This window comes from Ruegeria sp. BHSC026, from assembly GCF_059613065.1.
In genome coordinates this window covers 66,503-86,139 of record NZ_JBXWRV010000011.1, presented here as the reverse complement: position 1 = coordinate 86,139, position 19,637 = coordinate 66,503, and the positions used below count along the sequence as shown (strand labels likewise).

Here is a 19,637-nt window from a genome sequence, read left to right as displayed (position 1 = left end):
GACCCGGACCGATGCCGGCAGGGTTGCGCAAGACAAACACCGCGCCGGTCCTTCCCCTCGGCGCAACCTGTCGTCTCCTGCGGCTGTAACCGCCGGAGATGACGCTGGGGTGGCCGATGCCGACGGCCCCGATCCGCACCGTGTCCAGGCACCGACTGCGCGAATGACCCCCTCGACCCAGTCTGGTGAAACGGAGCGCATGGGCACCACGATCGAAGGCGAGGCCAACAAGCCGCTGCTGCGCACCGGAACCGGCGGCGGCGAAGGCAAAGGGCCACCCCAGACCTTCCACAAACGGACACCGCCGCAGGATTTTCAGCGCACGTTGCAGACGTCGATGCGCGCCATCTGGCGCAACCTTGCCTTCGTGTTGGTCCTGACCTGCGCGACAAACATCCTGATCCTGGCGATCCCGATCTATCTGTTCCAGATCAGCGACCGGGTCCTGACCAGCCGGTCGCTGGACACGTTGATCATGCTGACGGCGATCGTTGCCGGCGCGGTCATCTTCCAATCGGCTTTCGACGCCGTGCGCCGGTTCATGCTGATGCGCACGGGGGTCGAGGTCGCGGCCCGTCTGGGGGCACCGATTCTGAGTGCGGCGGCTCATGCTTCGCTGCACGGGACCGGGCGCGAATACCAGACCCTTGGTGATCTTCAGCAGTTGCGGGGCTTTCTGGTATCGGGAACCTTGATCTCGTTTCTGGACGTGCCGTTCGCGCCGCTGTTCATTCTGATGATCTTTCTTGTCCACCCCGAACTGGGAATGATCGTGGTGGTCACGGCGCTGATCCTGATGACGATCGCGCTGATTAACCAGAGAATGACGGCAAAACCCTTCGCCGAAGCCAATAAGGCGCAGTCCATGGCGAACCAGCACCTGGACTCGATGGCCCGGAACAGCCAGATCATCAACGCCTTGGCCATGATCCCCGAAGCGGTGCGCATCTGGGGCCGCGACACGGCGTCGTCGCTGACATGGCAGGTGCGCGCGCAGGATCGCAACGTGATCTTTGCCGCCATTTCGCGCACCGTACGCCTGTTGACCCAGATCGGCATACTGGGCTGGGGTGCCTTTCTGGCGCTGCAGGGCGAAATCACCGGGGGCATGGTCATCGCGGCCTCGATCATCGCGGGGCGGGCATTTGCCCCGATCGAAGGCTCAATCGAGGGCTGGAACACCTTCCTGTTGACCCGAGGCGCCTATGGCCGGATCCGAAACCTGTTGGCCAATTCGGCACTGCAGTTCGAAAAACTGCGCCTGCCGCGCCCCGAGGGCCGCCTGGATGTGGAAAGGCTTTTGTATGTGCCCGGCGGAACCAAGCGGGTGGTACTGAACGGGATCAACTGTTCGCTCAACCCCGGCGAGACGCTGGCGATCATCGGCAATTCGGGCGCGGGCAAGACGACGCTGGGCAAGACGCTGGTGGGGTCGATTCTTCCGACCTCGGGCAGCGTGCGCCTGGACCTGATGGACATCCGCAACTGGGATCCGCGCCAGTTCGGCGAAAGCATCGGGTACCTGCCTCAGGACGTTCAGCTGTTTCCGGGAACGATCAAGGACAATATCGGCCGTATGCGTGCGGATGCCACCGATGAACAGATCCACGACGCCGCGGTTCTGGCCGATGTGCACAACATGATCGCAACGCTGCCGCAGGGCTATGAGACTGTGGTCGCGGCCGATGGCTCGCCGCTGTCGGGCGGGCAGAAACAACGCATCGCCCTGGCGCGTGCGTTCTTCGGCAACCCAAGGCTGGTGGTTCTGGACGAGCCGAACTCGAACCTGGACGTGGCGGGCGACAAGGCGCTGGCGCGGGCCATCGAACAGGCCCGGTCCAACAAGATCACCGTTGTCGTGATCACGCAAAAACCTGCGCTGTTGAACGTGGTGGACAAGATCATGCTGCTGACCGACGGGCGCGTGGCGCTGTTCGGGCAGCGCGAACAGGTGTTGCAGCAATTGGCCGGGTCGCGAAAGCAGCCCGAGTTGAAAGGCTGACAGGGGGGCAACGATGAACGAAATCGCGAAGATCGATGATCCGACACTTTGGTATGCCGAGGTTCCCAGATCCATCAGCCGACTGATCGTATTGGGAATGATCCTTCTGGTCACCTGTTTCGGCGGATTTGGCGTCTGGGCGTTCAGTGCGCCACTGGCGGCGGCGGTCATCGCCCAGGGCAGTTTTGTGGCGACCGGGCGCAACAAGATCGTTCAGCACCTGGAAGGAGGAATCATCGAGGACATACTTGTGTCCGAAGGTCAGACAGTGAAGGCCGGTCAGGTGTTGATGACCCTTGACCAGACCTCGGCCGAGGCAAATCAGCGCGAGCTCTATGTGCGCAAGATGCGCCTGCAGGCGATGGTCGACCGTCTGCTGGCCGAATATGGAGAGCGCGAGAAGCTGGTATTCTCGCACGAGCTGATCGAAGCGTCGGACGATGTCGAGGTGATGACGATCCTCGACAACCAGCGCCTCAGCTTCGAGGTGTCGCGCAAGACCTTACTGAACGACATCGCACTGCTTGAACGCAACATCGAGGCGCTGAAGATCCGGGTCAGCGGGTTCCGTGCGCAACTTGAAAGCATGGAACGCCGCCGCGACATCCTTCAGGAAGAATACGAGACCAAGAAGTCGCTGTATGAAAAGGGCCTGGTCCGAAAAGGTGAACTGAACACGATCCGGCGCGTTCAAGCCGAGGCGGACGGCCAGTTGGCCCGGCTGCAGTCCGAGGCGTCGGAAATCGACCAGATGCTGCTGAAATACACCGAACAGATCGCCCGGACCCGGTCGGCCTATCGCGAGGCTGCCCTGGACGAGCTCAGCGTTGTCGAGGCCGACCTTGAAAGCGTGCGCGAAAAATCCCGGCAGGCCAGCAGCGTCCTTGCGCGCGCGGTTGTACGGGCGCCGGTGGACGGTACGGTCGTGCGTCTGCACTATCACACGCCGGGCGGCGTGATCGAAACCGGTGAGCCGATCGCCGAAATCCTGCCCGCGGATGCGCCCCTGATCATCGAGGCCCAGATTCCCCGCACCGACATCGACAGCGTTACGACGGGCCAAACCGCGACCGTGCGGCTTGTCGCGTTGAACCAGCGCACCACGCCTGTTCTGACCGGCGAGGTCTTCTATGTTTCGGCGGATGCGGTTCTGGAAGAGGCCGGCGGCATTCCCAAGGAAGTCTATCTGGCGCGGGTCTCGTTGCCGCCCGAGGAGTTGGATCGGATCCGTGGGTTTGTCCCGACACCGGGCATGCCGGCCGAGATCATGATCCAGACCGAGGAACGCACCTTTGCCTCCTACATTGCCAAGCCGGTGGTCGACAGCATGTCACGCGCCTTCCGCGAACAATGATGGGCCGCGCTTTTGGGATCTTGTTCCAGATCACGGTTTCCGTTTTCTGAATGTGTCATGATCGGCCTGATCGTTCACAAAGGGTGGTGACACATGTTGCGGCTTGCGTTCCTGCTGTATTCGCTGATTGCCACCGCGCTGGCGGGGTCGGCGGTCATTGCGGTTCTGGTGGCCGGTTTCGTCTCGGTTCAGACGATTCTTGCCGGTGCCGCCATCGGCGCGGTGGCGGCTGCGCCCGCGTCGTGGCCCGTGGCCAGGAAGCTGTATTGACCTAGGCGGTTGTCAGGCGTTGAGAAACGTCCTGACGGCGGCTTCGAACTCTCTGGGTTTCTCGGCGTGCAACCAGTGTCCCGCACCGGGTATCTTGGCGAAACGGGTGTTGGGGAACAGCGACCTGATCGTGTTGCGGTGTTCCGGCCGGACATAGTCCGACTCGGCGCCCGACAGGAACAGCGCCGGGCCATCCCAAACTGCGTCAATATCCGGAAAGCCCATGATTCTGGGCATTTCTTTTGCCAGCACGTCCAGGTTCAGCCGCCAGCGTTTACCGGCCACGTCCAGTGACTGCGTGAAAAAGCTTTGCAGGGCCTTTTCGACGCCCTGTTCGGCCAACAGCCGTTCGGCATCCGCCCGCCGATGGACCTGCGCCATGTCCACGGCGCGCATCGCTTCGATATAGGGCATCTGGCTGTGGCCGTAGGTCACCGGCGCGATGTCGGCCACCACCAGCTTGTTGACCCGTGCGCCATGGGTCAGGGCCAAGGTCATGGCCGCCTTGCCCCCCATCGAGTGCCCCAGCACGTCTGCCCGCCCGCCTAGGTTGTCGATGACCTCGGCCAGATCGTCGGCCAGGGCCTGATAGTCGTGCCGGTCATCCCATTTGCTGTAGGCGTGGTTGCGCATGTCCACGGCCACGACCTGCCGTTCGTCGGCCAGTCTTCGGGCAATAACCCCCCAGTTCCGGGCCGATCCGTACAGGCCGTGGGCAATCAGCAGGGGCGGGAGCGATGTCGGGTCGCCATGTATGATCGTGTTCAACATGGCGTACTGATACCGCCAGCCAAACCCGACAGCCAGCCCCATTGTCGCGCCGCATCGGCAAGGCTAGATTGTCGGCTCAGGAGGCGCGGATGTCGCAGGAAACCGAAATTCAAACCCTGATCGCCCAGACCATCGCCCTGCTGCGGAAAAAGCTGGGCACCCGGGGCAAGACGCTGGCCGAGTCGGTGCGGCGCGCAAAACGGCGACTGCCGCGTCGCGTCTACAAACAGGCGATGGAACTGGCCCGCGCCGAACCGATGGCCGCGCACCCCCGGTTGCGCCTGATCCTGGACACGCCTCGGCTGGAAAAAGCCGCGCACGAAGTCCAGGCACATCTGCGCTCGATCAGCCTGGCCGATCGCCGCTGGGGCTGGTTTCTGGACACCCTTGGGGCGTTGTCGTTCAACCTTTTGGCACTTGCCGTTCTGGTGCTGGTCTTTCTGCTGTGGCGCGGCCTGATCTAACGCGGACATCGCCACGAAAAATGGCGCCCAGCGGGGCGCCATTTCAGGTCAGGGTCGCTGACGAACTCAGAGGTTGGGATAGATCGGGAACCGGGCGCACAGCTCGGCCACCTGGGCCTTGACTTTGGCCTCGACCGCATCGTTGCCGTCCTCGCCGTTGACGGCTAGCCCGTCGACCACCTCGATGATCCAGTCGGCGATCTGACGAAACTCCGGCTCGCCAAAACCGCGTGTTGTGCCGGCAGGTGAACCCAGTCGGATCCCGCTGGTCACGGTCGGTTTTTCGGGGTCGAACGGCACGCCGTTCTTGTTGCAGGTGATGTGCGCGCGGCCCAATGCCTTTTCGGTCGCGTTGCCCTTGACGCCCTTGGGGCGCAGGTCGACCAGCACCACATGGGTGTCGGTGCCGTGGGTCACCGTGTCCAGACCGCCCTTGATCAGCTGATCCGACAGCGCCTGCGCGTTGGTGATCACCTGCTTGATGTAGTCTTTGAATTCCGGACGCAGCGCTTCGCCAAAGGCGACGGCCTTGGCCGCGATCACATGCATCAACGGGCCGCCCTGAATGCCGGGGAAGATGGCCGAGTTCACCTTCTTGGCGATCGTTTCGTCATTGGTCAGGATCATGCCGCCGCGGGGGCCGCGCAGGGTTTTGTGCGTGGTGGTCGTGGCCACATGCGCGTGCGGGAAGGGCGACGGGTGTTCGCCTGCTGCCACCAAGCCCGCGAAATGCGCCATATCCACATGCAGGTAGGCGCCGACCATGTCGGCAATCTGACGCATGCGGGCAAAGTCGATCTGGCGCGGAATGGCCGAGCCGCCGGCGATGATCAGCTTGGGCTGGTGTTCTTTCGCAAGCGCCTCGACCTGGTCATAGTCCAGCATGTTGTCCTGCTTGCGCACGCCGTATTGCACCGCGTTGAACCACTTGCCCGACTGGTTGGGCTTGGCACCATGGGTCAGGTGGCCGCCGGCATCCAGGCTCATGCCCAGGATGGTGTCGCCAGGTTGCAGCAGCGCCTGGAAGACGCCCTGATTGGCCTGCGACCCCGAATTCGGTTGAACATTGGCGAATTCGCAGCCGAACAATTGCTTGGCCCGGTCGATGGCCAGGTTCTCGGCGATGTCGACGAACTGGCAGCCGCCATAGTAGCGACGGCCGGGATAGCCTTCGGCATATTTGTTGGTCATCACCGAGCCCTGCGCCTCCATCACGGCGGCCGAGACGATGTTTTCCGAGGCGATCAGTTCGATCTCGTCGCGCTGACGGCCCAATTCAGACCGGATCGCGCCGTACAGTTCGGGGTCGCGCTCGGCAAGAGGCTGGGTGAAGAAACCGTTATCACGAAGGTTGGCGTTCATGGGCGCTCCGCATGGCTGAGGTTGGTTTGGCGGATTTCCTATAGGAAACCGCGCAAATGAAAAAGACTTTAAAGCGACGAATTGGCCATCTGCGGCGTCAAGTCTGGCCTAAGAGGGAAAGGTATGTTTGTTTCGGAACCAAATGCGCAGCACCGGAAACCAACAGAACATGACAAAGAGAATCGCTTTTCTCGCCAGCGACGCGGATGTCGCACAAACTGCGCGCAGCACGCTGGTGGACCGTTACGGCAACGCCGCGCCACGGGACGCGGATGTCATCGTGGCGCTGGGCGGGGACGGGTTCATGCTGCGCACGCTGCACAATACGCAGCATCTGGACGTGCCGGTCTATGGCATGAACCGCGGAACCATCGGTTTCTTGATGAATGAATATGACGACGCCAATCTGCTGGACCGTCTTGCCGCCGCCGAGGAAGAGGTGATCAATCCTCTGGCCATGCGCGCGATGGACCAGTCCGGCAAGCTGCACGAGGCCCTTGCGATCAACGAAGTATCACTGCTGCGGGCCGGACCGCAGGCCGCACGCCTGCGGATCAGCGTCGATGGGCGTCTGCGCCTGGCCGAACTGGTGTGCGATGGAGCACTGCTGTCCACGCCCGCCGGGTCCACTGCCTACAACTATTCGGCGCATGGGCCGATCCTGCCGATCGGTTCGGACGTTCTGGCCCTGACAGCGATCGCAGCCTTCCGGCCGCGCCGGTGGCGGGGGGCGCTGCTGCCGAAAACGGCGCATGTCCGGTTCGACGTGCTCGAGTCCGACAAGCGCCCGGTCATGGCCGATGCCGATTCGATCTCGTTCCCGGATATCGACTGGGTCGAGATCCGCTCCGAGCCCAAGGTGCGGCATCGCATTCTGTTCGATCCGGGCCACGGGCTGGAGGAACGCCTGATTTCCGAGCAATTCACCTGAAGGCATGGGAAAACAGAGATTTGGCCCGCTTGTGTGATGCAGTTCACAGGACGCGGCAGATCAATGTGATACTCTCAATTTGCCCGGAGAACGCGCCAAGGTGGAAGTGAGTGGCCGCCTGAAAATGGTGTTTTCGAATGATTGCGCAGATTATGCGCTGGCGAGAGTGGGTGGTGCTACGCTCGTCATCAAAAATCCGGGCTTATTTAAGTAGGCGGGCCCCGGGCACAATACCCCGGGGTCTATTTTTTTGGTGTCAGCCGGCATGATTGGTCGGGTCCATGCGGCCCCACAGAGTTTCGCACATCCGGCCCACGCGCGCCTCGATCGCGGCGGCGGCGTCAACGGCCAGATCCTCGCGCCAGCGGCGGGCTGCGATTTGAACATTGATGGGTTGCGGGCCGCTCGGCAATTCGGCCAGCCGTGCCGGCACGCTGGCGGCCGGAAGGCCCAAAAAGTTCATCGCATAGGAATAGACCGCGCAGCCCAGCACTTCGTGCACGCCTTCCGAGCCTTCCGTATCACGGTCGGGTCTGAAAAAGGGTTGCGGTAGGAAGGGCGACAGCACCAGCGGATAGTCCTCCATGAACAGCGCCCATTCCCGCGCATGGTGGCTGCGCTGCGCCAGTGCTCGGATCAGGTCCCGGCCCGTGATCGGGGGAAATTCCTGGAAGTAGGTGGCAAAGATGCGTTGGATGGTCTCGGATCCGGCCGCCTCGACATCGGCTTTCATCAGGGTCAGAACCTCGCCCATCAAGGCGCGATACCCGAGCCGTCCGCATTCGAAAACGTTCGGAGGGTCGATCTCATCAACGGTGTACCCAGCATCAACCAGTGCATCGCGGGCCGTGTTCAGCGCCTTGTCGACCTCGGGGTGGAGATCGTAACCAAAAGTGTTCTTGGTGAAAGCCACCCTCGGCTGCTGGTCAGGCTCGGCCATGCGCCATGGCAGCGGAACGTGAAACGGATCGCGCGGATCCGAAGCGATCAGGCTGGGCATTGCCAGGTGCAGGTCAGTTGTGCTGCGGGTGATCAGTCCTTGCACCGACATCAGTTGCGCCAGCAGACCGCGTTCGGCGGTTTGGCTTGGGTTCCATGCTGGGACGCGGCCAAGGCCCGGCTTGACCGTCACCGCGCCAACGGCCGCGGCCGGGAACCGCAGGCTGCCGCCGATATCGTTGCCATGCGCCAGGGCACCCATGCCGGTCATCACAGCCACGCCGGCCCCGCCCGAGGAGCCGCCGGCCGAGATATGTCGGCCCCAGGGGTTGTGCGTGCGCCCATACAGCGGGTTGTCGGTATCGGCGCGGAATGAAAACTCGGGCGTGTTGGTCCGGCCGATCACCACCGCGCCGGCCTTCAGCAGGTTCGACACGACGGGCGCATCGTCGGGGGCAATCACATCTTTCAGAGCGGCCACACCATTGGTCGTGGCATGGCCTTTTTGGTCGATATTGACTTTGATCGTGACGGGAACGCCGTGCAGAGGGCCGGTCGGTTCGCCGCGCGCCCGCGCGGCGTCCAGCGTCCGGGCGCGCTCCTGCGCCTCGGTGCTAAGGTCTTCGACGACGGCATTCAACGCCGGGTTCAGCGCGTGCATCCGGTCGATCGCGCCTTGTACAGCCTCAGTTGCGCTCAGGTCCCCGGAACGGGTGCGGTCTGCCAGTTCGGTGGCGCTCAGGCGCCAGATGTCGTCATTTGCCATATGCCCTCCGTCAAGGGCACAGTAGGCGGTCTGCCAAAGGTTGCAAGCCCGCAGGGCAGGGCGGGCGGCCCAAGGCCGCCCGATGCCCGGTTACTGGGCGTAACCGATTGATTTCAGGGCTTCGGTGATTTCGTCCAGAATGGCCGGGTCGTCGATTGTGGCAGGCATCTTGTAGTCCTTGCCATCGGCGATCGCCACCATCGTTCCGCGTAGGATCTTGCCCGAGCGGGTCTTGGGCAGGCGGTCCACCACAACGGCTTTCTTGAAGGCGGCGACGGGGCCGATCTTGTCGCGCACCATCTGCACGACCTCTTGCGCGATCTCGGCATTGTCACGCTTGCATCCGGCGTTCAGGCACAGGAAGCCGACCGGTGCCTGCCCCTTCAAATCATCCGATACGCCGATGACCGCGCATTCAGCCACGTCGGGATGGGCGGCCAGAACCTCCTCCATCGCGCCGGTGGACAGGCGGTGTCCTGCCACGTTGATCACGTCATCGGTGCGCGCCATGATATAAAGGTAACCGTCCTCGTCGATCATCCCGGCATCGCCGGTTTCGTAGTAACCCGGGAAGTGCTCAAGATAGGATTTCCTGAACCGCTCCTCGGCATTCCACAGGGTTGGCAGCGTCCCCGGGGGCAGCGGCAGCTTGACCGCGATCGCGCCCAGCTCGCCCGGTTTCATCGGGTGGCCGCCTTCGTCGAGGATCTGCACGTCATAGCCGGGCATCGGCTTGGCGGGCGAGCCCAGCTTGATCGGCAGTTCCTCGATCCCCAGCGGGTTGCCGGCGATGGTCCAGCCGGTTTCGGTCTGCCACCAATGGTCGACGACCGGAACCTTCAACGCGTCCTGCGCCCAAGTGATCGTATCGGGGTCGGCGCGTTCACCGGCCAGGAACAGGGCCTTGAGGCAGGACAGGTCGTATTTCGCCAGCATTTCGCCCTTGGGGTCCTCGCGCTTGACCGCGCGGATCGCCGTTGGGGCGGTGAAAAAGCTTTTGACCTTGTGCTCGGAAATCACCCGCCAGAAGGTGCCCGCATCGGGGGTGCCGACGGGCTTGCCCTCGAACACGATGGTGGTGTTGCCGTGGATCAGCGGGCCATAGCAGATGTAGGAATGCCCCACGACCCAGCCCACGTCCGAGGCCGCCCAGAACACATCGCCGGGATCGACGTTGTAGATGTTCTTCATCGTCCAGTTCAGCGCCACAAGGTGCCCGGCCGTGGGTCGTACGACGCCCTTGGGCGCGCCGGTGGTGCCCGAGGTGTATAGGATGTAGGCCGGATCATTGCCTTCAACCGGGACACATTCGGCCGGCTCAACGCCGTACTGGAAGCCGTGCCAGTTGAAGTCGCGCCCCTCGACCAGCTTGGCCACTTCCTGTTCGCGCTGAAAGATCACGCAGAACTCCGGCTTGTGGCTGGCCATCTCAATGGCGCCGTCCAGCAGCGGCTTGTATTGCACCACGCGACCGGGTTCCAGCCCGCACGACGCCGCGATGATCGCCTTGGGTTTGGCGTCGTCGATCCGCACCGCCAGTTCGTTGCTGGCAAACCCGCCAAAGACCACCGAATGCACCGCTCCCAGCCGCGCACACGCCAGCATCGCCTCGAGCGCCTCGGGGATCATCGGCATGTAGATGATGACGCGGTCGCCCTTTTCGACCCCCTTGGCCCGCAGCGCGCCGGCGAGGGTCGCCACGCGATTGCGCAGCTCCATGTAGGAGATCTCGCGCTTGGTGTGGGTGATCGGGCTGTCATAGATGATGGCGGTCTGCTCGCCCCGACCGTTTTCCACGTGGCGGTCCACGGCGTTCCAGCAGGTATTCACCTTGGCATCGCAGAACCATTCATACAGCGGCGCGTTGTCGTCAAACAGGGCCTTGCTGGGTTTCTCGATCCAGTCGATGCCTTCGGCCGCCTGCATCCAGAATGCTTCGGGATCTTTTTTCCAGCTCTCGTATACGTCCTGATACGCCATTTGTCCTCCTCCAGACAGTCTTGGGGAATGTGTTAGGCGCCTGTGTCCAGCCGAGCAAGCGGCGCGCATGACGGCGCGTCAGTTTATCGCGAAATCTTTGCAGAAGCGTGCCAAAAGGTCTGCAAATTTTTGCAAATATACAGAATATTAACCCCTTGAGTGGGGCATTTTTCTGTTGTTGCAAATCAGCAAACCCCTGGGTGCAAACGCGCGTCCGTCAGATTCGGATCAGGTCGCCGTTCCGGCAAATCGGGGCAGGCTGTCCTCGATGTTCAGCCAGTGCAGATGCTCGGCGTGAAAAACGTGAAAGCGGGGTGCGGCATCTTCGGGGTTTTCCAAGGTGGCGGTATAGAGGTGAATGTTCGCCCGGTCTCGGGCATTGCGATATGCCATCGGTGTGCCGCAGGTGCCGCAGAACAGGCGTTCGACATCCTCGGACGATCTGTATACGCGCGGCGCATCCCCCGACCACGTTACAGAACCATGGGGCAACCCGATGAACGCCGTAACCGGGGCAGCGCAGTTACGGCGACAATCCGCGCAATGACAGTAGCAGCCCCACGCGATCTCGGCATCGCTGGCCCATCGCACGGCGCCACAATGGCAGTGACCTTTCATGATGACCTCCCTCGGCGGGGCGGCCAGACCGGTCGGGCCGCCGTGTTCAACCGTAATGCGCGACGGGTGTTCCGGCAATTGCCGCCATGTTCAGCAGCCCGCGTGCGGTGATCGAGGGTGTTACGATATGCGCCTTGTTGCCCATGCCCATCAGGATGGGGCCGACCTCGATGCCGTCGGCCTTCATCTTCAGAATATTGCGCACACCGCTGGCCGCGTCCGCATGGGCAAAGATCAGAACGTTGGCAGCCCCCTCCAGGCGCGAGTTGGGGAAAATACGCTCGCGCAACTCGGGGTCCAGGGCCACGTCCAGGTTCATTTCGCCTTCATAGATGAAATCCCGGGGCTTGCTGTCCAATATCGCGATCGCTTCGCGCAGGCGTTTTCCCGAACCCTCGGCCTGATTGCCGAATTGCGATTGCGAGCAGAAGGCGATCTTGGGTTCAACCCCAAAGCGCCGCGCATGCCGCGCCGCGCCGATCGAGATCTCGGCCAATTCCGCCGGGGAAGGCAGTTGATGCACATGGGTATCGGCGATGAATAGAGGCCCGTCTTCGAGGATCATCAGCGACAGCGCGCCATGCGGGCGCAGATCGCCATCGCCCAGAACCTGTCCGACATAGTTCAGGTGCCAGCGATACTCGCCGAAGGTGCCGCAGATCAGGCTGTCTGCCTCGCCGCGATGCACCATGATGGCGCCGATGGCGGTGGTGTTGGTGCGCATGATGGCCTTGGCCAGGTCGGGCGTCACGCCGCGGCGCTGCATGATCTGGTGATAAGAGTTCCAGTAGTCATAGTACCGCGGGTCGTTTTCCGGGTTCACGATCTGGCAATCCTGACCGGGGCGTATGGACAGCCCCAGCTTTTCGCAGCGGGCCTCGATCACCTCGGGGCGACCGATCAGAATGGGCGTTTCGGTGGTTTCCTCCAGAATGGCCTGGGCGGCGCGCAGCACGCGCTCGTCCTCGCCCTCGGCAAAGACGATGCGGCGCGAGGCGGCCTTGGCGGCCTCGAACACCGGCCGCATCAGCAGGGCCGATTTGAACACGGTCTGGTTCAGGCGCTCCTTGTAGGCTTCGAGGTCTGCGATCGGGCGCCTGGCCACGCCGCTTTCCATCGCGGCGCGGGCCACAGCCGAGGACACCACGCCCACCAGCCGCGGATCGAATGGCTTGGGGATCAAGTAGTCGGGGCCAAAGGTCAACTGCTCGCCCTTGTAGGCGGCTGCGGCCTCGGCGCTGGTGGTGGCGCGTGCCATTTCGGCGATGCCTTCGACGCAAGCGATCTGCATGGCATCGTTGATCTCGGTCGCGCCCACGTCCAGCGCGCCGCGGAAGATGAACGGGAAACACAGGACGTTGTTCACCTGGTTCGGGAAATCGCTGCGCCCGGTGGCGATGATGGCGTCGGGGGCTACTTCGCGCGCGGCATCGGGCAAGATCTCCGGGGACGGGTTCGCCAGCGCAAAGATGATCGGCTGTTTGGCCATGCGCGCGACCATCTGTGGCTTCAGCACGTTCGGCCCGCTGAGGCCCAGAAACAGGTCGGCGCCGTCGATCACCTGATCCAGCGTGCGCAGGTCGGTCTTTTGGGCGAATTGGTCCTTGTGCGGGTTCATGTCCTCGTCCCGGCCTTCATAGACCAGCCCGTGAATGTCGCACAACCAGATGTTCTCGCGCTTGACCCCCAGCTTGACCAGCATGTTCAGGCAAGCGATCCCCGCCGCGCCGCCGCCGGTGGAAACCACCTTGATATCCTCGAACCGCTTGCCGGCTACGTGCAGCGCGTTGCGCGCAGCGGCCCCCACCACGATGGCGGTGCCGTGCTGGTCGTCGTGGAAGACAGGAATGTTCATCCGCTCGCGGCACAGTTTCTCGACGATAAAGCAGTCGGGCGCCTTGATGTCTTCGAGGTTGATAGCGCCGAAGGTAGGCTCCAGCGCGCAGACGATATCGGCCAGTTTCTCGGGATCGGGTTCGTTCAACTCGATGTCGAAACAGTCGATGCCGGCGAATTTCTTGAACAGGACGGCCTTGCCCTCCATCACCGGCTTGGAGGCCAGCGCGCCGATATTGCCCAGCCCCAGCACCGCAGTGCCGTTCGAGACGACGGCCACAAGATTGCCGCGCGCGGTGTACATCTCGGCTGTCGTCGGGTCGTTTTTGATCTCCAGGCTGGCCTCGGCCACGCCGGGTGAGTAGGCGCGCGCGAGGTCGCGGCCGTTGGCCATGGGTTTGGTCGCCTTGACCTCCAGTTTCCCAGGCTTCGGATGCGCGTGGTAATCAAGTGCGGCCTGGCGCAGGCTGGGTTTGTCGGACATGTCAAAACTTCCCGTTTTGGAATTTAGTTTAGTGTTAAACTATTTCTTACGCAGGGGAAACCACGAATTCGCGTGTCGGCCGGTTCGACCCTGGCTTGCAAATTTCCGAAACGCCCCCCACTGTCCCGCGCAGAGGAGACCAGCATGACCGACACCATAGCCGAATTCCGCATTCCGACCCAAGAGTTGCGAGACGACATTCCGTTCTACACCAAGGTTTTGGGCATGCGGATGGACATGATCTATCCGGCGGATGACCCTCGGGTTGCGGTGTTTTCCGGGCATGGACTGCGCCTGCGTGTGGAAAAGGACGCGCCCGAGGCGCCGGGCACCTTGCGTATCCTCACCGAAGACCCGGACGGGTTCGCCGGCGGTCAGCGCAGCCTGGTCGCCCCCAACGGCACCCGCATCGAGATCGAGGAGCGCAACCCGCCCCTGGTGATGCCCGAGACGGTTCATTCCTTCGTCGTCCGCAGGCTCAAGGATCAGGCGCCCTGGATCATCGGGCGCGCGGGCATGCATTACCGCGATCTGGTGCCCGACCGGCTGGGCGGGTCGATCATTGCCAGCCACATCCGCATTCCCGACGGCGGCCCGGTCCCGGACATGGTCCATTTCCACAAGGTCGGGTTCCAGCTCATCTTCTGCATCCACGGCTGGGTCGATGTCGTCTACGAAGATCAGGGCGACAAGATGCGCCTGACCGCCGGTGATTGTTTCATCCAGCCGCCTGAGATCCGGCACCGCGTACTCGAAGCGTCGGACAACGTGCAGGTAATCGAAATCGGCGTTCCGGCCGAGCATGTCACCGAGATCGACCACGACATGCAACTGCCCACGCCGCATTACCGCCCCGAGCGGGAATGGCAGGGGCAGCGGTTCGTCTACAACCGGGCCGAAGGGGCAGAGTGGCAGCCATTCCGCCTGCCGGGCTATCAATGCCGCGACACGACGATTGCCGAAAACACCAAGGGCGTGGCAGGCGTTCAGGTGGTGCGCCGGGGGCAGGGCGACCCGGTCTGGGCCAGCCATGATGCCGATATCCACTTTACCTTCGTGATGAATGGGGCCGTCACCTTGGAAGGTGAAGGCCGCGAACCCTATCGCCTGGAGCAGGGCGACGCCTTTGTCATCCCACCCGGAATGCGCACGCGGCTGGCCGATCCGAGCGACGATGTCGAACTGCTTGAAGTGACGCTGCCGGGGTATTTCAAGACCGATCTGGGCTGACGCGCGGGCGCGCCGACATTCCGTGCAGATGGGGCTTCAATTCCCCGGCGGATTTCCAGTAGGGTATGGCATTCTGACCAGTTGATCAAAAAATCGGGGAATCGCCATGTCGTTGAAAGAAGCAGCCCTCAAGGTGCGTGAAAACGCCTATGCGCCCTACTCGAATTTCAAAGTGGGCGCCGCGGTCCGCACCCCGTCGGGTGCGGTGTTCGCGGGCTGCAACGTGGAAAACGTGGCCTATCCTGAAGGCACCTGCGCCGAGGCCGGGGCGATCGCCGCGATGGTCGCCGCCGGAGAAAACAAGCTGGCCGAGGTCTATGTCGTGGCCTCGAGCCCGCAACCGGTGCCGCCCTGCGGCGGGTGCCGGCAGAAACTGGCCGAGTTCGGGGACAAGGACGTGGTGGTCACCATGGCGACGGTGGATGGGGTTGAGACCCGCACGACCATCGGCGAGCTGCTGCCCGGCGCTTTCGACGCTTCGTTCATTTAAGGGCCGCGCCCATGGACGCCCGTTCGATCATCGCGAAACTACGCCGCCGCGAGGTGCCGGATGCCGGCGAACTGGCGTGGTTTGCCCAAGGTCTGGCCGATGGAAGCGTCAGCGACGCCCAGGCCGGAGCCTTTGCTATGGCCGTCTGCATGGGCGGGCTGGGTCCCGAGGGCCGCGCCGCGCTGACGCTGGCCATGCGGGACAGCGGTGAAGTTCTGACCTGGGATCTGGACGGTCCGGTGATCGACAAGCATTCGACCGGCGGTGTGGGGGATTGCGTCAGCCTCGTGCTGGCCCCGGCGCTGGCGGAATGCGGAGCCTATGTGCCGATGATCTCGGGCCGCGGTCTGGGCCATACCGGCGGGACGCTCGACAAGCTCGAGGCGATCCCCGGCGTGTCGACCCAGATCGGCCAGGACCGGTTGGCCCAGATTTTGGCCGAGACCGGTGCCGCCATCGTCGGCGCGACCGCCCAGATCGCCCCGGCGGACAAGCGGCTCTATGCCATACGCGACGTCACCGCCACGGTCGAAAGCCTCGATCTGATCACGGCCTCGATCCTGTCCAAGAAACTAGCGGCCAGCCCCGATGCGCTGGTGCTGGACGTCAAGGTTGGCAGCGGGGCCTTCATGAAAACGCTGGACGAGGCGCGCATGCTGGCGCAGGCCCTGACCGAAACGGCCAATGCGGCCGGGTGCCGGACCTCGGCCCTGATCACTGACATGAATCAGCCGCTGGCGCCCGCGCTGGGCAACGCCTTGGAAATCGCCGAAGTGATGAAGGTGCTGACCGGTGGGGAGCCCTCGCCTCTGGCCGAGATTTCGGCCGAGCTGGGCGGTGTTCTGCTGTCTGACGCTGGTATGGTCGCCGACGCGCAGGCCGGGCGGGACATGATCGCCGAGGTGATCCGCGATGGCCGCGCAGCCGAGCGGTTCGGCCGGATGATGGCCGCTGTGGGCGGACCGCTGGGCCTGGTCGAGGACTGGACGCGCTATCTGCCCGAGGCCAGCGTGATCCTCGAGGTGACGGCGCAGGACGAAGGCTATGTCACCGCGATGGATGGCGAGGCGCTGGGCCTTGCGGTCGTGGCGTTGGGCGGTGGCCGGCAGGTGGAAAGCGACGTGATCGACCCGGCGGTGGGCCTGTCGGCGCTGGTGCGGCTGGGCGACAAGGTCTCGGCCGGAACGCCGTTGGCCGTGGTCCATGCCGCGCGCGAGGATGCCGCACAGCGGGCCGCGCAAACCGTGCGCGCCGCAATCACCATCGGCCCGGCGGCCGTTCCGGTGCCGGAGCTCGTACAGGAAAGGATCCTTGCATGAGGCGCGCGTTCCTTGTGGTGATGGACTCGGTGGGCATCGGCGGCGCGCCGGATGCCGACCGGTTCTTCAATGGCGACGTGCCGGACACGGGCGCCAATACGGTGGCCCATATCGCGCAGGCCTGCGCCGAAGGGCGGGCCGAGGATGGCCGGTCCGGGCCGTTGCGCCTGCCCAACCTCGATGCGCTGGGGCTTGGGGCGGCGGTGCGACTGGCTTCGGGCGCGGATGCGCCGGGGTTGGAGGCCGACCCGACCGGCCTGTGGGGCTGCGCGCGCGAGCATTCGCCGGGCAAGGACACACCTTCGGGCCATTGGGAACTGGCCGGGCTGCCGGTGCCGTGGGACTGGCACTATTTCCCCGACACGGTTCCCGCGTTCCCTAAGGATCTGACCCGCGCCGCCGCACAGGCCGCCGGAACCGAGGGCATTCTGGGCAATTGCCATGCCTCGGGCACCACGATCATCGCCGAACTGGGCGCGGAACACATGCGCACCGGCTGGCCGATCTGCTATACCTCGGCCGACAGTGTGTTCCAGATTGCTGCGCATGAGGAGACTTTCGGGTTGGAGCGCCTGTACCAGATGTGCCGGACCCTCGCCCCCATTCTGCACAAGATGAAGGTGGGCCGGGTGATCGCCCGCCCCTTCGTGGGATCGCCCGAACAGGGGTTTGTCCGCACCACCAACCGCAAGGATTTTGCCATCACGCCGCCCGCACCGGTGCTGACCAACTGGGCGCAGGATGCCGGGCGCAATGTGCATGGCGTGGGCAAGATCGGTGACATCTTCTCGATGCAGGGGATCGACACGCTGGACAAGGGCTCGGACGCCGATCTGATGGGTCACCTGTCGCGCCTCGTGGACAGCGCCGAGGACGGCAGCCTGACATTCGCAAATTTCGTCGAGTTTGACAGCCAGTACGGCCACCGGCGCGACATCTCGGGCTATGCCCGCGCTTTGGAATGGTTCGACGCCGAGATCGGGCGTATCCTGCCCCGGCTGCGCCCGGGCGACCTGTTTCTGCTGACCGCCGACCACGGCAATGACCCCAGCTGGGTCGGCACCGACCACACCCGCGAACAGGTGCCGGTGCTGATCGCCGGCCAGGGGGGCGGACAGATCGGGCAGGTCAATTTCGCCGACGTGGCCGCCAGCATCGCACATCACCTGAGCATTCCGGCGCAAGGGCCGGGAAGGACCTTTCTATGACCGTCGCAGACCTGCCCAAGATCGAACTGCACCTGCATCACGAAGGCGCGGCTCCGCCCGGCTTCATCCGCCAGCTGGCGCATGAAAAGAAGGTTGACCTGAGCGGAATCTTCAAGCCTGACGGCAGCTATGACTTCCGTGATTTCGCGCATTTCCTCAGCGTCTACGAGGCCGCCTGCGAAGTCTTGAAAACGCCCGAGGATTTCCGCCGCCTGACGCTGGCGATCCTGGAAGAAAGCGCGGCGAACGGGGTGGTCTATTCCGAAACCTTCCTCAGCCCCGATTTCTGCGGCGGGGGCGATCTGCATGCCTGGCGCGACTATCTGGCCGCCATTCAGGATGCCGCCGACGAGGCCGAGCGCAAGTTCGACATCACTCTGCGCGGTGTGGTGACTTGCGTGCGCCATTTCGGGCCCGACAAGGCCAAGCGCAGCGCGCTGTGCGCCGCCGAAACCGCGGGCGACTGGATCACCGGGTTCGGCATGGGCGGGAACGAGGCCATGGGCCAGCAGGCCGATTTCAAATGGGCCTTCGACTGCGCGCGCGAGGCCGGATTGCGCCTGACCACCCATGCCGGCGAATTCGGCGGCCCCGAAAGCGTGCGCGATGCCGTACGCGCGCTGGGGGTCGAACGGGTGGGCCACGGCGTGCGAGCTATCGAAGACCCCGATCTGGTGCATGAACTGGCCGACCGGGGCGTTACGCTCGAGGTCTGCCCGGGCTCGAACGTGGTGCTGGGCTTGTACCCGGATTTCGCGACCCATCCGATCGCGCGGCTGCGCGAGGCGGGCGTGAAGGTCACGGTTTCCACCGATGACCCGCCGTTTTTTCATACCAACATGCGCCGCGAATATGAGATGCTGGCCCAGGCCTTCGGCTGGGACGCCGAGGATTTCGCCGCGCTGAACGACACCGCCCTGAACGCCGCATTCTGCGATGAAGAGACCCGCGCAAGGGTTAGAAAAAGACTGGAGAACACATGAGCGAACATCTGACCGTCGTCGACCACCCACTGGTTCAGCACAAACTGACGCTCATGCGGGACAAGGGCACCTCGACCGCCTCGTTCCGGCAACTGCTGCGCGAGATCACGCTGCTGCTGGCCTATGAGGTGACCCGCGATCTGCCGCTGACCACGCGCAACATCGAGACCCCGATGGAGGAGATGGACGCGCCAATCCTGGCGGGCAAGAAGCTGGCGCTGGTGTCGATCCTGCGTGCGGGCAACGGGATGCTGGACGGCGTTCTGGAATTGGTGCCCTCGGCCCGGGTCGGATTTGTGGGCCTGTATCGCGATGAAGAAACGCTGCAGCCGGTGCAGTACTATTTCAAGGTTCCCGAGGGGCTGAAAGACCGGCTGGTGATCGCGGTTGACCCGATGCTGGCCACGGGTAACAGCTCGGCCGCGGCGGTTGACCTGCTGAAACAGGCCGGCGCCACCGACATCCGGTTCCTGTGCCTGTTGGCCGCCCCCGAAGGTGTGGCGCGCATGAAAGAGGCACATCCCGATGTCAAAATCGTGACCGCCGCGCTGGACCGCGAGCTGAATTCCAAGGGCTACATCATGCCCGGCCTCGGCGATGCCGGCGACCGGATGTTCGGCACGAAATAGG

Annotated in this window: 17 protein-coding genes; 11 read left to right on the top strand and 6 right to left on the bottom strand. The window is 63.7% G+C overall.

Annotated features, from left to right (window positions below):
* The first annotated feature begins 163 nt into the window (after positions 1-163).
* The 3 genes from AC2FME_RS13875 (at position 164) to AC2FME_RS13865 (ending at position 3,626) form a co-directional block, all read left to right on the top strand.
* Positions 164-2,002: a type I secretion system permease/ATPase gene (locus tag AC2FME_RS13875; protein ID WP_496800742.1), complete on the top strand. Its 1,839-nt coding sequence runs from the start codon at positions 164-166 to the stop codon at positions 2,000-2,002.
* A 13-nt stretch (positions 2,003-2,015) separates the two neighbouring features.
* A complete protein-coding gene (locus AC2FME_RS13870) occupies positions 2,016-3,356 on the top strand; it encodes an HlyD family type I secretion periplasmic adaptor subunit (RefSeq protein ID WP_496687347.1) in 1,341 nt (446 codons plus the stop codon).
* Positions 3,357-3,449: 93 nt separating this feature from the next.
* The gene (locus AC2FME_RS13865) at positions 3,450-3,626 is read left to right on the top strand and encodes a hypothetical protein (RefSeq protein WP_496712686.1); all 177 of its coding nucleotides are present in this window, start codon (positions 3,450-3,452) and stop codon (positions 3,624-3,626) included.
* A gap of 12 nt (positions 3,627-3,638) precedes the next feature.
* On the opposite strand, the gene AC2FME_RS13860 is transcribed toward AC2FME_RS13865, so the two are convergent.
* Complete coding sequence (locus tag AC2FME_RS13860; protein ID WP_496712685.1) at positions 3,639-4,439, bottom strand: alpha/beta fold hydrolase; 801 nt, start codon at positions 4,437-4,439, stop codon at positions 3,639-3,641.
* Between the two features lie 47 nt (positions 4,440-4,486).
* Between AC2FME_RS13860 and AC2FME_RS13855 the strand changes: the two genes are divergently transcribed.
* Positions 4,487-4,861 carry a hypothetical protein gene (locus AC2FME_RS13855; protein WP_496678406.1) on the top strand — a complete coding sequence of 125 codons (375 nt, stop codon included), beginning with the start codon at positions 4,487-4,489 and terminating at the stop codon, positions 4,859-4,861.
* Positions 4,862-4,927: 66 nt separating this feature from the next.
* On the opposite strand, the gene glyA is transcribed toward AC2FME_RS13855, so the two are convergent.
* Positions 4,928-6,223 (bottom strand): serine hydroxymethyltransferase, encoded by a 1,296-nt coding sequence (gene glyA, locus AC2FME_RS13850; protein ID WP_496800733.1) that lies wholly within the window; start codon positions 6,221-6,223, stop codon positions 4,928-4,930.
* Between the two features lie 169 nt (positions 6,224-6,392).
* On the opposite strand from glyA, the gene AC2FME_RS13845 reads away from it, so the two are divergent.
* On the top strand, positions 6,393-7,154 hold the full coding sequence (locus AC2FME_RS13845; RefSeq protein ID WP_496800732.1) for an NAD kinase: 762 nt from the start codon (positions 6,393-6,395) through the stop codon (positions 7,152-7,154).
* A 256-nt stretch (positions 7,155-7,410) separates the two neighbouring features.
* Here AC2FME_RS13845 and AC2FME_RS13840 read toward each other — a convergent pair whose 3' ends face one another.
* The 4 genes from AC2FME_RS13840 to AC2FME_RS13825 all read right to left on the bottom strand — a co-directional run bounded on the left by AC2FME_RS13840 (position 7,411) and on the right by AC2FME_RS13825 (position 13,777).
* Entirely contained in the window at positions 7,411-8,859 is a 1,449-nt protein-coding gene (locus AC2FME_RS13840; RefSeq protein ID WP_496800731.1) for an amidase family protein, read from the bottom strand.
* Between the two features lie 90 nt (positions 8,860-8,949).
* Positions 8,950-10,839, bottom strand: a complete 1,890-nt coding sequence (prpE, locus tag AC2FME_RS13835) for a propionate-CoA ligase PrpE (protein ID WP_496800730.1) — start codon at positions 10,837-10,839, stop codon at positions 8,950-8,952.
* A 228-nt stretch (positions 10,840-11,067) separates the two neighbouring features.
* On the bottom strand, positions 11,068-11,457 hold the full coding sequence (locus tag AC2FME_RS13830; RefSeq protein WP_496800729.1) for a GFA family protein: 390 nt from the start codon (positions 11,455-11,457) through the stop codon (positions 11,068-11,070).
* Between the two features lie 46 nt (positions 11,458-11,503).
* Positions 11,504-13,777: an NADP-dependent malic enzyme gene (locus tag AC2FME_RS13825; RefSeq protein WP_496800728.1), complete on the bottom strand. Its 2,274-nt coding sequence runs from the start codon at positions 13,775-13,777 to the stop codon at positions 11,504-11,506.
* A gap of 144 nt (positions 13,778-13,921) precedes the next feature.
* Here AC2FME_RS13825 and AC2FME_RS13820 point away from each other — a divergent pair, with 144 nt between their 5' ends.
* The 6 genes from AC2FME_RS13820 to upp all read left to right on the top strand — a co-directional run bounded on the left by AC2FME_RS13820 (position 13,922) and on the right by upp (position 19,636).
* Positions 13,922-15,007, top strand: coding sequence for a cupin domain-containing protein (locus AC2FME_RS13820; RefSeq protein ID WP_496800727.1), 1,086 nt, complete (start codon positions 13,922-13,924; stop codon positions 15,005-15,007).
* 106 nt (positions 15,008-15,113) lie between these two features.
* On the top strand, positions 15,114-15,497 hold the full coding sequence (locus AC2FME_RS13815) for a cytidine deaminase (RefSeq protein WP_496800726.1): 384 nt from the start codon (positions 15,114-15,116) through the stop codon (positions 15,495-15,497).
* An 11-nt stretch (positions 15,498-15,508) separates the two neighbouring features.
* Entirely contained in the window at positions 15,509-16,816 is a 1,308-nt protein-coding gene (locus tag AC2FME_RS13810) for a thymidine phosphorylase (RefSeq protein ID WP_496800725.1), read from the top strand.
* Complete coding sequence (locus AC2FME_RS13805; RefSeq protein ID WP_496800724.1) at positions 16,813-18,024, top strand: phosphopentomutase; 1,212 nt, start codon at positions 16,813-16,815, stop codon at positions 18,022-18,024. Before AC2FME_RS13810 ends, AC2FME_RS13805 begins: the two co-directional genes overlap by 4 nt.
* Positions 18,021-19,007 (top strand): adenosine deaminase, encoded by a 987-nt coding sequence (locus AC2FME_RS13800; RefSeq protein WP_496800723.1) that lies wholly within the window; start codon positions 18,021-18,023, stop codon positions 19,005-19,007. The genes AC2FME_RS13805 and AC2FME_RS13800 overlap by 4 nt, the downstream gene beginning before the upstream one ends.
* Complete coding sequence (upp, locus tag AC2FME_RS13795; RefSeq protein WP_490361960.1) at positions 19,004-19,636, top strand: uracil phosphoribosyltransferase; 633 nt, start codon at positions 19,004-19,006, stop codon at positions 19,634-19,636. Before AC2FME_RS13800 ends, upp begins: the two co-directional genes overlap by 4 nt.
* Position 19,637 lies beyond the last annotated feature (1 nt).